The sequence below is a fragment of the Blastococcus saxobsidens DD2 genome (assembly GCF_000284015.1).
Lineage (GTDB): Bacteria > Actinomycetota > Actinomycetes > Mycobacteriales > Geodermatophilaceae > Blastococcus > Blastococcus saxobsidens_A.
The window spans coordinates 2,151,642-2,164,819 of sequence record NC_016943.1 but is presented as its reverse complement, the minus strand read 5'-3'; the positions used below and the strand labels follow the sequence as shown (position 1 = coordinate 2,164,819).

Here is a 13,178-nt window from a genome sequence, read left to right as displayed (position 1 = left end):
GGCGACAGCGTAAGGAGGTCCCGTGCGGCCGGAGCCGGAGCCCTCCGGCAGGCTGGCGCCGTGGAGTTCGCCGAGGTCGTCCGACGCCGCCGCATGGTCCGGGACTACGACCCCGGCCGGCCGGTGCCGCCCGAGGTGCGGGAGCGGCTGCTCGAGCACGCGATCCGCGCGCCGTCGGCGGGCTTCAGCCAGGGCTGGGCTTTCCTGGTGCTCGAGACGACCGAGGAGCGGGACCGCTTCTGGGCGGCCACCACGAGCAGTGCTTCTGCCCACCCGCCCGGCCCCGACGGGTGGCTGACCCGCATGCGGCGGGCGCCGCTGCTCGTCGTGCCGCTGGCGAACAAGAGCGCCTACCTCGACCGCTACGCGGAGCCGGACAAGGGCTGGACCGACCGCGACGAGGCCCGCTGGCCGGTTCCCTACTGGGACGTCGACGCCGGCATGGCCAGCCTCCTCATGCTGCTGACCGCGGTCGACGAGGGGCTGGGCGCCTGCTTCTTCGGCGTCCCGGCCGATCGGGTGGCCGCCTTCCGGGCGGCGTTCGGCGTCCCCGAGGAGTACCGGCCGGTGGGCTGCCTGTCCTTCGGCTACCCGGGCGCCGACGACCGCCGGTCCCCGTCGCTGCGCCGCGGCCGGCGCGCGGTGGACGAGGTCGTGCACCGCGGCCGCTGGTGAGGACCGGTCGGTGAGAGCCCCCTCACCCCCGCTGCCGAGGGTGACCGGGTGGATGCTGCTCTGCTCTCCCCCGCTCCTGCGCCGCCGTCGTGGCCGCCCGCGCTGCAGGTGCTCCTCCGTGCGCCCGCCGTGGAGCTCTGGTCGGCGGTGCTCGGCCCGCCGGCCGCCGCGCGGTGGGTCGAGGTCGTCTCGCCGGCGGGGCGCTGGTCTCTCGAGGTGGTGCGGCCGGCGGTGGGCGATCTCGTGGCCCGGCACGCCACGCTCACCGCGGCGGTGCCGGTGCCGCCGGTGCTGGCCGCGATCGACGACGGGGTCGTCGTGCTGCCCGGGCTGCCGGCTGGTTCACTGGCGCGGTGGTCGAGCCCTCCGAGTCCCGCGCCGTCCTGGTGACCGGCGCCTCCCGCGGCATCGGCCGCGCCATCGCGCAGGCCTTCGCCGCCCAGGGCGACCGGGTCGCCGTGCACTACGGCAGCTCCCAGGATTCCGCCGAGCGGGTCGCCGCCGAGCTGCCCGGTGACGGGCACACGGTGGTCCGGGCCGACGTCGCCGACGCCGGTGCCGTCGCCCGGATGGTCGCCGACGCCGCGGCGGCGCTGGGCGGGCTGCAGGTGCTGGTCAACAACGCCGGCGTCTACACGGCGCACCCGGCGCTGGCGACGTCGTGGGAGGACTGGCAGGCGGTCGTGACCCGCACGTTGCAGGTCAACCTGGTCGGCGCCATGCACGCGACCTTCCGGGCCGTGCCGCACCTGGTCGCGGCCGGCGGCGGCGCCGTGGTCAACGTGACCAGCCGGGGTGCCTTCCGCGGCGAGCCGAACACCCCCGCCTACGGGGCGGCGAAGGCCGGCCTCAACGCGTTCGGCCAGTCGATGGCCCAGGCGCTGGCCCCGCACGGCATCACCGTGGGCAGTGTCGCCCCGGGTTTCGTGCAGACGGAGATGGCCCGGGAGATCCTCGACGGCGCCAGCGGTGATGCCGTCCGCGCGCAGTCGCCCTACGGCCGCGTGGCCCGCCCTGAGGAGGTGGCGTCGGCGGTGCTGTGGCTGGCCTCGCCCGGCGCCCGGTTCTCCACCGGGACGATCATCGACGTCAACGGGGCCAGCTACCTGCGCAGCTGACCCGCCGGGTCAGCGGAGGGTGCCGAGCCAGTTGGTGAGCAGCTGCGCGCCGGCGTCACCGCTCTTCTCCGGGTGGAACTGGGTCGCCGACAGCGCCGCGTTCTCCACTCCGGCCACGAACCGGTCGCCGTGCTCCGCCCAGGACACCCTCGGCGGTGCCAGCGGCGTGCTGCCGCCCTCCTGGCCCAGCGGGAACTCCCGCACGCCGTAGGAGTGCACGAAGTAGAAGCGCTCGTCCTCGATGCCGGCGAACAGCGCGCTACCCGGGGCGGCCTGCACGGTGTTCCACCCCATGTGCGGCAGGACGGGCGCCTCCAGCTGCTCGACGACACCGGGCCACTCGCCGCAGCCCTCGGCGTCCACGCCGTGCTCCACGCCCCGCTCGAAGAGGATCTGCATGCCGACGCAGATGCCCAGCACGGGCCGCCCCCCGGCCAACCGGCGGCCGATGATGCGGCGGCCGTCGACGGCGTCGAGGCCGGCCATGCAGGCGGCGAACGCGCCCACGCCGGGGACGAGGAGCCCGTCGGCGTCCAGCGCGGTCTGCGCGTCGGAGGTGACCGTCACTTCGGCACCCACCCGCGCGAGCGCCCGCTCGACCGATCGCAGGTTGCCCGAGCCGTAGTCGAGCACCGCCACCTTCTGCACGCCTGCCACGCTACCCAGCAGCGCGCGAGAGCCCGCGGTCATTCCAGCAGCCGGCCGTCTGCGGCGGCCCGCCCACGGCCCCGCCCCGGATCCCGCTCCGAGCGTGCGGAGGGTGGGGAGGACGGGGTCCGTTCTCAGACCAGGCGCAGGATGCCCGACGCGGTGGCCAGCAGGGCGGCGATCAGCAGGATGACGGCGAACACGACCTGCGGCCCGGTGCGCCCGGCGGTGTCGGAATCCGCCCGCCAGATGCTCCACGCCCCGCCCAGCAGGAACCCGCCCAGGATCACCAGGGCCAGACCGAAGTTCACCGGACTACAGCGCGCCCTTGGTTGAGGGCACGTCGGTGACCCGCGGGTCCATGGCGACCGCGGCACGCAGCGCCCGGGCCAGCGCCTTGAACTGGGCTTCGACGATGTGGTGGGCGTCCCGGCCGGCGTAGAGCACGCGCACGTGCAGGCTGATCCGCGCGTTGAACGCGAAGGACTCCAGCACGTGCTTGGTGAGGCTGGTCGGGTAGTCCGGCCCGATCATCGGCGTCATGTCCTCGGGCTCCGCGTGCACGAAGTACGGCCGGCCGGAGAGATCGACGGCGGCCTGCGCCAGCACCTCGTCCATCGGGATGGTCGCGTCGCCGTAGCGGGTGATGCCGCGCTTGTCCCCCAGCGCCTGGGCGAAGGCCTGGCCCAGCGCGATGGCGACGTCCTCGACGGTGTGGTGCGCGTCGATGTGCAGGTCGCCGTCGGCCTGCACGGTGAGGTCGATGCCGCTGTGCCTGGACAGCGCGGTGAGCATGTGGTCGTAGAAACCCACGCCCGTGCTGATCGAGCTGGTGCCGGTGCCGTCGAGGTCGAGCTCCACCACGAGCTTGGTCTCGTTGGTCTGTCGCTCGACACGTGCGGTGCGGGTCATGCGGTCAGTCTCCCAGAGTCGTGCGGTGGGCCGGCGCGACCTCACCCGGGGTGGTGGCCGGAAGCACGTACGCGGCCGTCAGGTCCGGCCACCGTGCTCGGCGACAACAGCCGCCAAGGCCGTGAGGAAAGCAGCCGTCTCCTGCTCGGTGCCGGCAGTCACCCGCAGCCAGCCCGGCAGGCCGACGTCGCGGACCAGGACGCCGCGGTCCAGCAGGGCCTGCCACGCCGCGGGCGCGTCGGCGAAGTGCCCGAACAGCACGAAGTTCGCGTCGCTGGGCACGCTGGTGAGCCTCATCGCCGGCAGCGCTGCCACGATCCGGTCGCGCTGGGCCTTCACGGCGTCGACGGTGGCCAGCAGGGCGTCGGTGTGCGCCAGCGCCGTCCGTGCCGCCGCCTGGGTGAGCGAGCTCAGGTGGTACGGCAGCCGGACCAGCTGGAGGGTGTCGACGACGGCCGCGTCGGCGGCCAGGTAGCCCAGCCGGAGCCCGGCCATGCCGAAGGCCTTGCTCATCGTGCGGCTCACGATCAGCCGTGGCCGGCCGGGCAGCAGGGTGAGCGCCGACCGCGTGCCGGTGCGGGCGAACTCGGTGTAGGCCTCGTCGACGACCAGTACGCCGGTGGTCGCCGCGTACAGCTGCTCGATCGTGTCGAGCGCGACCGCGGTGCCGGTCGGGTTGTTCGGGCTGGTCACGAACACGACGTCGGGAGCGACCTCCCGAACCTGCGCCACCGCGGCGGAGGGGTCGATGGTGAAGTCGGCCGCCCGGTGGCCGTCGACCCAGGCCGTGCCGGTGCCGGCCGAGATGATCGGGTGCATCGAGTACGACGGGGTGAAGCCCAGCGCCGTGCGCCCCGCTCCCCCGAAGGCCTGCAGGATCTGCTGCAGGACCTCGTTGGACCCGTTGGCAGCCCAGACCTGCGCGACGCGGACCTCCTCCCCGCTGCTACGGGTCAGGTAGGCGGCCAGGTCGGTGCGCAGCTCCACGGCATCGCGGTCGGGATAGCGGTTCAGCTCCAGGGCCGCGCGCCCCAGCGCCTCGCCGAGGTCGGCGAGCAGTTCGGCCGGGAGGGGGTGCGGGTTCTCGTTGGTGTTGAGCCGGTGCCGGGCCGGGAGCTGGGGGGCGCCGTAGGGCGTGCGGCCGCGCAGCTCGGGTCGCAGCGGGAGGTCCTCGAGCGACGTCACGCGGCCTCCTCGCTGGCGCTCGTCAGCCACGTGCCGCGACGTGCTGTGTCCCCGCGTGACCTCGCACGCTCGGTCACGTGCGCTGCCGGATCCGCACCGCGGCGGCGTGCGCCGGGAGGTCCTCGGCCCCGGCGAGGGCGTCGATGTGCGCTGCGACGCCGGCCAGCGCCTGCTCGTCGTATTCGACGACGTGGATGCCGCGCAGGAACGACTGGACCGACAGCCCGCTGGAGAACCGCGCGCAGCCGCCGGTGGGGAGCACGTGGTTGGACCCCGCGCAGTAGTCCCCCAGCGAGACCGGCGACCAGGCGCCGACGAAGATGGCACCGGCGTTGCGCACCCGCAGCGCCACCTCGCGGGCATCGCGGGTCTGGATCTCCAGGTGCTCGGCGGCGTAGGCGTCCACGACGCGCAGCCCGGCCTCGAGGTCGTCGACCAGCACGATCCCCGACTGGCTGCCGTCGAGCGCGGTGGTGATCCGCTCGGAGTGCTTGGTGGCCGTGACCTGCCCCGGCACCAGCGCCAGCACGGCGTCGGCGAGCTCCTCGCTCGGCGTCACCAGGACCGCGCCGGCCAGCGGGTCGTGCTCCGCCTGGCTGATCAGGTCGGCGGCCACGTGCGCGGGGTCGGCCGAGTCGTCGGCGAGGATCGCCACCTCGGTCGGGCCGGCTTCCGAGTCGATGCCGATCAGGCCGCGCAGCAGCCGCTTGGCCGCGGTCACGTAGACGTTCCCGGGCCCGGTGACCATGTCCACCGGCTCGCAGGACCCGGCGCCGTAGCCGAAGACGGCGACGGCCTGCGCCCCGCCGACGGCGTAGACCTCGGTGACGCCGAGCAGGGCGCACGCGGCGAGCACGCCGGGGTCGGGCAGGCCACCGTGGTCGCGCTGCGGCGGGGAGGCGACGGCGATCGACTCGACACCGGCGATCTGGGCGGGGACCACGTTCATCACGACGCTGGACAGCAGCGGCGCCAGCCCGCCGGGGACGTAGAGCCCGACGCGGCGGACCGGCAGCCAGCGCTCGGTGACGGTGCCGCCGGCGACCACCTGGGTCGTCACGTCGGTGCGCCGCTGGTCGGCGTGCACGGTGCGCACCCGGGCGATGGCTTCCTCGAGCGCCGCCCGCAGCGTCGGGTCGCACTCGGCCAGGGCCCGGTCCAGCGCCGCCTGCGGAACGGCGAAGTCCTCGGCGTCCACGCCGTCGAGACGGGCGGTGATCTCCCGCACCGCCTGGGCGCCGCGGATCCGCACGTCCTCGCACAGCGGCCGGACCGTGGCGAGCACCGAGTCGATGTCGGTGGCGGCTCGCGGCAGCAGGCCGGCCAGCTCACGGGCGCCGGGTAGCGCGGATCCACGCAGGTCGATACGGGCGAGCACGGGATGCCACCTCCGGGATGGTGGGCGGGTAGGGAACAGAGCATGGTGGGCGGGTAGGGAACAGAGCATGGTGGGCGGGTAGGGAGCGGAGCGGAGCACGTGCGGGAGGAGCCTCAGGGTAGCCAGCGGTCCGCGCCGCGCCCGGGGCGCCCGGGCGGACGGGCGACGGGCGGGCCGTACGCTTGCCAGGATGGGTGAGCTGATCCCGCTGTTCCCGCTGGGCAGGCCGCTGTTCCCCGGCGTGGTCCTCCCCCTGCAGATCTTCGAGCCGCGGTACCGCCGGCTGATGCGCGACCTGATGAGCCTGCCCGAGCAGGACGACCGCCGCTTCTTCGGGGTGGTGGCCATCCGGCAGGGCTGGGAGGTCGAGCGGGTGGCGCCCGCGGCGGCGCTGTACGACATCGGGTGCGCCGCCCGGCTGCGGCGGGTCCAGCCGCAGGCCGACGGGGGTTTCCGCGTCGTCACCGTGGGCGGTGAGCGCTTCCGGCTGCTCGACGTGGTCGTCGGCGACGACCCGCCCTACCTGCAGGCGGAGGTGGAGTGGCTGGCTGACGAGGAAGCGGCCGAGGAGGCCGCCGGCGACGCCGAGGCGGTCACCGACCGGCCGGGCCTCGGGGTGCCGCCGACCGACGACGTCGCCGCGTCGGTCGTCCGCGGCTCGCTGGACGTCCTGGCCCGGGGAGTGGGGAGCCTGTTCACCCGGTACGTCGCGGAGGTGTCGGCCCTGGGCGCCGGCACGCACGGCGACGGCGCGGAGGCGGCGGTGCGGCTCGCCGCGGCCGCCGACGACCCGACCGCGCTGTCGTGGCTGGTGGCCTCGTCCGCCCTGCTGACCACCGAGGACCGGCAGGCCCTGCTCGCCGAGTCCGCGACCCGCCGGCGGCTGGGCGCGGAGTCGCGGCTGCTGCGCCGTGAGCTGACCCTGCTGCAGACCCTCGGTGCGGTGCCCGCCCCGCTGCAGCAGTTCACCACCCCGATGACGGTGAACTGACCCTCACCGGACGATCGCCGGTGCCCGTGGGCCGGGGTCGGCCAGGACGGCGGAGCCCAGGAAGTGGCAGGCATTGAGGGCCACCGCCAGGTCGACCCGGTGCGAGCGCCTCGGACCGTCGCGCAGCCCCAGGGCCCGCGATACGCGGTACTTCACGGTGTTGCGGTGCAGCCGCATGATCTCGGCCGTGTCCGTGTAGTTCTCACCGGTGAGGTAGAAGACCCGCAGCGTCTCGCGGAGCACCCCGGCTCCGTCGTTGTCCTGCGCGAGGTCGCCCAGCACCTCCGAGATCCACGCACGGGCGGAGCCGAGGTCACCTGCCAGCATCGAGGTGATGGCCACCCCTTCGTCGCCGAAACCCATCACTGGCGTGGTCTCACCCGACGCCACCGCGAGGCGGCGGGTGGCCTGGGCCTGTGCGTGGGTCCGCCGGAAACCGGCCACCCCGGAACCTGAGAGGCCCAGGGTCGCCCGGCAGTTCCGCGTCTGCTCGACCAGCCGGCAGATCTGCGCCATGTCCACCTCGGTCGGCCGGACGCGGAAGGGCAGCCACGCCCAGGCGGTCGCACGGTCGACCGCCGTCACGAGCGGTGCGCCGGAACAGCCGGCCCCCGCGGCGACCTTGGACACCACCGAGGTCAGCGACCGGAGCTCGTCCGGTGCTGGCGCAGCGTCGACCGACCAGACGACCATGCCGAGATGGTGGGCGGACAGGCGGTAGCCGGTCTCCCGCTCGAAGTGCGCCGGCGCCACCTTCTGCCCGGCCAGCACGTCGTGGATGAGCGCGGCACGGACGGTCCCCTGCGTGCTCAGCCAGCGCTCGCGTTCCTTCTCGTACGCCTCGAAGACGTACTGCGAGATCCAGTCGATGTACCGCCCGACCACCGTGGCCATGTGGTGGAGAACCTCGAGCTTCTCCTCCGCCGAGCAGTCCAGGGCCTGGACGTCGGGGAACATCTGCTCGATGAAGTCGTCCTTGCCCACGCTGTAGGCGCGGACCAGGGAGTTCGCCGGAACCTCGCGCTGCGCCAGCCGCAGCGCGTACTCCACGGCGGCGGTCGTGGGCTGCAGGTGCTCGATCGGGATGTGGTTGATCAGGATGTGCGTGAGCGTCTTGGTGTTGGCGTCCACGCTGGCCCGGAGCAGCTCGAGGAACTGCGGGTCGACGTCGAGCGAGCGGATGTGCCGGAGGATCAGTTCGCTCATCTCCCGTGCGAGCCGCGGCTGCCGCCGGTCCAGTCGCTGGGCCGCCTCAGTCACCAACGCCAGGACGCGCCCGGTACCGCCCTCGGGCGCCCGGACGCCGCTTCCCTGCTCCACCTCCGTACTCATACCTCCTCCGGTTCAGCCGGCGATCCACCGGAGGGCCGACCGCGCGGCGTTGTAGCCGCACAGTCCGTGCGCCCCCGCCCCCGGCGGGGTGGCCGCCGAGCAGAGGTATACCCCGTCGACGCCGAGCGCGTACGGGTCCAGGGCGAGACGCGGTCGGAACACCAACTGGAGCGGGTCGTTGGCGCCGGTGACGACGTCGCCGCCGACGTAGTTGGCGTTGTGCATCTCGAGGCCGGATGTCGAGGTGACGTGCCGGGCGAGCAGGCGGTCGCGGAAGCCGGGGGCGAACCGCTCGATCTGCGCCTCGATGGCGGCGGTGGCATCCCCGGTGTAGCCGGCCGGGACGTGCGCGTAGGTGTACAGCGGGTGGATGTCGTCCCGGGACCGGGTCGGATCGGCCACGTACTGCTGTCCCACGAGGACGAAGGGCCGCTCCGGCATCCGCCCCCGGACGACGTCCTTCTCGGCGGCCGCGATCTCCTCGAAGGTGCCCCCCACGTGCACGGTGCCCGCCCGCCGTGATTCCTCGTGCGTCCAGGGCACGCCACCCTGCACGGCGAACTCCACCTTGAAGGAGCCGGGGCCGTGCCGGTAGCGGCGCAGCGCCCGGGAGATCCGCCGCGGCATGAGGTCACCGACGATACGGGCGGCCGCCGCAGGTGCGACGTCCAGCATCACGACGTCCGGGTCGCCGAGCTCGGCCAGCGAGCCGACCGTCACCCCGGTCTCCACCTTGGCTCCGTAGGCGGCGAGCAGGTCGGCGACCGCGCGGGCGATGGACGCCGAGCCGCCCTCGGCCACCGGCCAGCCGTACCGGTGCGCCGCCGTGGCCAGGGCCACGCCGATCGCCGAGGATGCCGGCGACGTGAACGGCCGGAACGCGTGCGCAGCCACGCCGGCGAACAGCGCACGCGCCTCCGGCGTCGACCACCGCTTCGCCAGCACCGCCGCCGGAAGGAGCGAGTAGGCGCCGAAGCGGGCGAGCTCCACCGGATGGGCCGGCACGTGCAGCAACGGCCGCAGGAAATCCTCGGCGATGTCGTCGAAGCGTCGCGTCAACGGCTCGAAGAGGCTGCGCCAGCGACGCGCATCCACCCCCAGGTGGCCGGCCGTCTCCTCGACCGAGCGCCGGACGGCGGCCCCGCGGCCGCCGTCCAGCGGGTGCGAGTACTCGATGTCGGCCCACCGCCAGGTCAGCCCGTGCGCCGACAGGTCGAACGCCCGGGAAAACGGGGTGTCCACGGCCAGCGGGTGGAAACCTGAGCACTCGTCGTGAACCAGCCCGGGCAGCGTCAGGGCGCTGCTCCGGGTGCCTCCTCCGATGGTGTCCGCGGCCTCGAGCACCGTCACCTGGACACCGGCCGAAGCGAGAGTGAGGGCGGCAGCGAGCCCGTTGGGCCCGCTGCCGACCACGACGGCGTCGGTCATGCACTCACACTGGCACGGACCACCGGGTGGGGGTGCTCCCCGGCCGGCGTGTAGCCGGGGCTGCGCCACGTGACGGTGTGCGGGATCGGCCCGTTCGGCAGCCAGGGCTGCTCGGCCACCGCCTCGGCCACGTTCCAGTAGCCGCGCTCCACGACACCGAGCGCCGCGTCGATGACCTTGTACTCCTGGGTCGGGCGGTGGATCGGCTGTGACTCGACCCACACGACGATGCACTCACCCGGCTCGAACCCGCAGCGCTGCTGCACGGCGGTGATCGTCTGCTCGTTGTGCAGGTGGGCGTCACCGAACTGCCAGCCGACCAGCGTGGTGCAGACGAACTCCCCCTCCCGGATGCGGTAGTTCTCCAGGCGGTCGAGGTGCCGCATCATCAGCGACATCAGGCCCCGGCCCTGGCTGTGCATGGTCCGCCAGGCCACCGCCTTCTGCATGAAGATCTCGGCGATCTCCTTGCCGAACGCGCCGGAGAGCTGGTCGACCTGGTTGGGGTTGTACTTCACCAGGTGCTTGTTCAGCTTGTCCTCGGCCTCGTCACCACGGAACGCCCAGGCGGCCGACGCCCAGTTGCCGGCGTACTGCCGCATCGACGGCAGGAACGAGACGAGGTCGGGCCGCAGGTTCCCCAGGATCGGGAAGGCGACGAAGACGGCGAGGATGGCGGCGAGCAGCCACGGCGAGCTGATGTCGCCGACGCCGTAGCCCTCGGAGGCGGGAAAGCCCGCGAAGAGCCAGACGGGGGCGAACATGAAGAAGACGTTCCACTCGAGCGGCACGGCGAGCGGGAACGTCGAGGTGATAAAGATGTGGAACACCACCATCCCGACGATGGCCAGCCAGGTGATCGTCGAGTTCGTCGAGAACAGCAGAACCAGCGGGAGGACGAGTTCGACGACTGTGCCGCCGATGTGGGCGAAGGCCCACGCCAGCTTTGACGGCCGCAGGTCGTTCGGGTAGTCGCGGTAGAGGGCCCGCTTGAACCTCAGCGACGTCAGCCAGGGGGTGTTGCTCATCATCGGCGGGACGACGTTGGTGAAGTGGTGCCCGAACTTGGAGATCCCGGCTCCCATCCAGATCGTCACCACGGCGATCTTGGCCGCGAGGACCATGTCGACGTGGTTGCTCAGGATGCCGAAGAAGAACAGCACGGCCACGTACTGCTCGGAGCGCGCGGCCAGGAAGACGACCCGGTCACGGAGCCCCATGACGATGATCAGGGCCACGTAGGTCAGCAGCCCCCACTGCGGGAGCAGCCCCGCCTCGCTCCCCGGCAGGGCCGACGACTCGAATCCCGGGGTGACCAGCAGGAAGACCAGCGTGGCCAGGATGGTGACGTACAGCGCGACGTCGAAGGTGGTGCGGTGGTCGCCCTTCGTGAACGGCACCTTGCCCGGCCACGGGGGCAGCCGGAGGGTGTTGCGCCGGGTCCAGTAGAGGAAGCCGCCGATGAACGGCTTGAACTTGAACGCCAGCGGACCGGACGACGACGCCCATCCGGTGATCTCGAACAGCACCGTCCAGATGATCAGCTTCTGGTAGACGATCAGCTCGCCCCACCAGGAGCCGAAGTCGCCGATGCCCCCGAGGCCGGGCGTGGTGAGGGCGACGACGGCGACGCCACCGACGACGTAGAAGATGAGCTTGTAGACGTAGAGCATGTGGTTGGTCTTCGGCCCACCGAAGCCGTACTCGCACCAGTGGGTGGCGAGCATCCGCATGCGTTCCATGAACGGCATCGATTCGAACTGGGCCGGGTCCACCGGCGGCATGTCTGCGGTCTTGAATCCCATGGGGCACTCCTTTTCGCGGGCAGGGTTGTCCGGCACGAGGGCTGCTCGCGCGGTGGACGGGGCGGGGTGGAGCTGGGGTCAGGCCGTCTGAGGTTGGAGTGAACGACGAAGCGCCGGCTTGTCGATCTTGCCGACGGGGTTCTTGGGCAGTGCCGGTACGACGCTGATGGCCTCGGGGACCTTCACCCTCGTGAGGTGACGCCGGCAGTGCTCGAGGAGTTCGTCCTCGGAGAGGGTGGCGCCCGGGTAGAGGCTGACGTAGGCCAGCGGCGCCTCACCCAGGACGGCGTCCGGCCGGCCGACGACAGCGGCCTCGAGCACCTCGGGCAGGCCGTGGAGGACCGACTCGATCTCCTTGGGGTAGATGTTCTCGCCACCCCGGATGATCATGTCCTTCACGCGGTCGACCAGCGTGAGGTACCCGTCCTCGTCCAGCCGGCCGACGTCGCCGGTGCGCAACCAACCGTCGACGACGGTCCGGGCGGTCTCCTCGGGCTTGCCGAGGTACCCCCGCATCACGGTCGGCCCGGAGATGACGACCTCCCCGGTCTCCCCGGTGTCGGCCAAGGAGCCGTCCTCGCGGATGATCGCGATCCGCTGGCCCGGCAGTGCGGGGCCGACGGTGCCCAGCTTGCGGACGCCGTCGACGGGGTTGCACGCCGAGGCGCAGGTGCCCTCGGTGAGGCCGTAGCCCTCCACCATGGTGAACCGGAAGCGTTCCTCGCAGCGGTCGAGGAGCTCGGCGGACACCGGAGCGGCACCGCAGACCACGAAGCGCAGCGACGAGGTGTCCGGTCGGACGTCCTCGGGCAGCGAGGCCAGCAGTGCGTAGATCGTCGGCACCGCCGAGAAGTACGTGGGCCGCAACCGCTCGACCTGCTCGAAGAAGCGGCTCGCGGAGAAGCTGCCGACGATGCTCAGCTGCCCACCCGACCGGAAGCTCGCGAGGGCGCTCACCATGATGGCGTTGACGTGGAAGAGAGGCAGCACCAGGAGGCAGTGGTCCGCCTCGGTCAGCCCGAAGTGGGCGGCCATGATCCCGGACATGGCCTCGGCGTTGGCGTGGTCGAGCATCACGCCCTTGGGGCGCCCGGTCGACCCGCTCGTGTAGATGAGGAGTGCCAGGTCCTCTCCCCGCAGGTCGACCGGCGGGACGGCGACGCCGCCGGTGACCCGCATGTCCCCGACGTGGATCGCCGCGCACCCCCCGGTGGGTGCGTCGGGGCCGAGGTTCACCACCACCGTGGCACCGGAATCGGTGATCTGGTGGTCGGCCTCGCTGGCGGTGAAGACGGGATTGACCGGCGTCGCCGCGCCACCGAGCCGCCAGGCCGCGAACAGGGCCACGAGCAGCTCCACGCGGTTGGGCAGCATGACGGCCAGCACGTCCCCGCGGCCGAAACCGTGCTCGGCCAGCTGACCGGCGAAGGCGGCGATGCGGGCGTCGAACTCGGCGTAGGTCAGCTCGGCGTTCTCGTCGCGGACGCACGGCGCCGCACCGGATGTCCCGGGCCGTTCCCACGGCAGGTAACCGAACGCCATCGTCGCCGACTCCTCGAAGCTGTGCACTGTGACCCGCACCATGCCGGCCGTGTGATGCACGACACTAGGAATACCGGGTCGCCGTGCCCACGTCCGTGGTGGACCAACTTCGCCGAGCGCTTTGTGCACGACGCACACCAGTAGCTCCGAGAGAACGGCTGTCG

Annotated in this window: 13 protein-coding genes; 4 read left to right on the top strand and 9 right to left on the bottom strand. The window is 72.6% G+C overall.

Features of this window, described 5'->3' with window-relative positions:
- Positions 1 to 60: 60 nt before the first annotated feature.
- From BLASA_RS10200 to BLASA_RS10190, 3 genes are read left to right on the top strand one after another with little or no spacing between them, the layout of a single operon-like run.
- Positions 61 to 675, top strand: a complete 615-nt coding sequence (locus BLASA_RS10200) for a nitroreductase family protein (protein ID WP_014376053.1) — start codon at positions 61 to 63, stop codon at positions 673 to 675.
- A 48-nt stretch (positions 676 to 723) separates the two neighbouring features.
- Positions 724 to 1,065: a hypothetical protein gene (locus tag BLASA_RS10195; RefSeq protein ID WP_014376052.1), complete on the top strand. Its 342-nt coding sequence runs from the start codon at positions 724 to 726 to the stop codon at positions 1,063 to 1,065.
- Positions 1,029 to 1,793, top strand: a complete 765-nt coding sequence (locus BLASA_RS10190) for an SDR family NAD(P)-dependent oxidoreductase (RefSeq protein ID WP_014376051.1) — start codon at positions 1,029 to 1,031, stop codon at positions 1,791 to 1,793. The genes BLASA_RS10195 and BLASA_RS10190 overlap by 37 nt, the downstream gene beginning before the upstream one ends.
- A 9-nt stretch (positions 1,794 to 1,802) precedes the next feature.
- Here the strand turns inward: BLASA_RS10190 and hisH are convergent, their stop codons facing one another.
- The 5 genes from hisH to hisD all read right to left on the bottom strand — a co-directional run bounded on the left by hisH (position 1,803) and on the right by hisD (position 5,916).
- Positions 1,803 to 2,441: an imidazole glycerol phosphate synthase subunit HisH gene (gene hisH / locus BLASA_RS10185; RefSeq protein ID WP_014376050.1), complete on the bottom strand. Its 639-nt coding sequence runs from the start codon at positions 2,439 to 2,441 to the stop codon at positions 1,803 to 1,805.
- 134 nt (positions 2,442 to 2,575) lie between these two features.
- A complete protein-coding gene (locus BLASA_RS25010; protein WP_014376049.1) occupies positions 2,576 to 2,752 on the bottom strand; it encodes a hypothetical protein in 177 nt (58 codons plus the stop codon).
- A gap of 4 nt (positions 2,753 to 2,756) precedes the next feature.
- Positions 2,757 to 3,353, bottom strand: a complete 597-nt coding sequence (hisB, locus tag BLASA_RS10180; protein ID WP_014376048.1) for an imidazoleglycerol-phosphate dehydratase HisB — start codon at positions 3,351 to 3,353, stop codon at positions 2,757 to 2,759.
- A gap of 78 nt (positions 3,354 to 3,431) precedes the next feature.
- Positions 3,432 to 4,538 carry a histidinol-phosphate transaminase gene (locus tag BLASA_RS10175; protein ID WP_014376047.1) on the bottom strand — a complete coding sequence of 369 codons (1,107 nt, stop codon included), beginning with the start codon at positions 4,536 to 4,538 and terminating at the stop codon, positions 3,432 to 3,434.
- 73 nt (positions 4,539 to 4,611) lie between these two features.
- Positions 4,612 to 5,916, bottom strand: a complete 1,305-nt coding sequence (gene hisD, locus BLASA_RS10170) for a histidinol dehydrogenase (protein WP_014376046.1) — start codon at positions 5,914 to 5,916, stop codon at positions 4,612 to 4,614.
- Positions 5,917 to 6,106: 190 nt separating this feature from the next.
- Here hisD and BLASA_RS10165 point away from each other — a divergent pair, with 190 nt between their 5' ends.
- Complete coding sequence (locus tag BLASA_RS10165) at positions 6,107 to 6,907, top strand: LON peptidase substrate-binding domain-containing protein (RefSeq protein WP_014376045.1); 801 nt, start codon at positions 6,107 to 6,109, stop codon at positions 6,905 to 6,907.
- A 3-nt stretch (positions 6,908 to 6,910) separates the two neighbouring features.
- Here the strand turns inward: BLASA_RS10165 and BLASA_RS10160 are convergent, their stop codons facing one another.
- The 4 genes from BLASA_RS10160 to BLASA_RS10145 all read right to left on the bottom strand — a co-directional run bounded on the left by BLASA_RS10160 (position 6,911) and on the right by BLASA_RS10145 (position 13,056).
- A complete protein-coding gene (locus tag BLASA_RS10160) occupies positions 6,911 to 8,239 on the bottom strand; it encodes a PucR family transcriptional regulator (protein WP_085972510.1) in 1,329 nt (442 codons plus the stop codon).
- A gap of 12 nt (positions 8,240 to 8,251) precedes the next feature.
- A complete protein-coding gene (locus BLASA_RS10155) occupies positions 8,252 to 9,667 on the bottom strand; it encodes a phytoene desaturase family protein (RefSeq protein ID WP_014376043.1) in 1,416 nt (471 codons plus the stop codon).
- Positions 9,664 to 11,472, bottom strand: a complete 1,809-nt coding sequence (locus BLASA_RS10150) for a DUF3556 domain-containing protein (protein WP_014376042.1) — start codon at positions 11,470 to 11,472, stop codon at positions 9,664 to 9,666. The genes BLASA_RS10155 and BLASA_RS10150 overlap by 4 nt, the downstream gene beginning before the upstream one ends.
- Positions 11,473 to 11,550: 78 nt before the next feature.
- Positions 11,551 to 13,056, bottom strand: coding sequence for a class I adenylate-forming enzyme family protein (locus BLASA_RS10145; protein WP_014376041.1), 1,506 nt, complete (start codon positions 13,054 to 13,056; stop codon positions 11,551 to 11,553).
- Positions 13,057 to 13,178: the final 122 nt, after the last annotated feature.

Bases quoted from the DNA above. Each gene is read 5' to 3' on its own strand.
- BLASA_RS10155 (WP_014376043.1), bottom strand. From the start codon at position 9,667: ATGACCGACGCCGTCGTGGTCGGCAGCGGGCCCAACGGGCTCGCTGCC.
- BLASA_RS10160 (WP_085972510.1), bottom strand. From the start codon at position 8,239: ATGAGTACGGAGGTGGAGCAGGGAAGCGGCGTCCGGGCGCCCGAGGGC.
- BLASA_RS10165 (WP_014376045.1), top strand. From the start codon at position 6,107: ATGGGTGAGCTGATCCCGCTGTTCCCGCTGGGCAGGCCGCTGTTCCCC.
- BLASA_RS10145 (WP_014376041.1), bottom strand. From the start codon at position 13,056: ATGGTGCGGGTCACAGTGCACAGCTTCGAGGAGTCGGCGACGATGGCG.
- BLASA_RS10150 (WP_014376042.1), bottom strand. From the start codon at position 11,472: ATGGGATTCAAGACCGCAGACATGCCGCCGGTGGACCCGGCCCAGTTC.
- hisB (WP_014376048.1), bottom strand. From the start codon at position 3,353: ATGACCCGCACCGCACGTGTCGAGCGACAGACCAACGAGACCAAGCTC.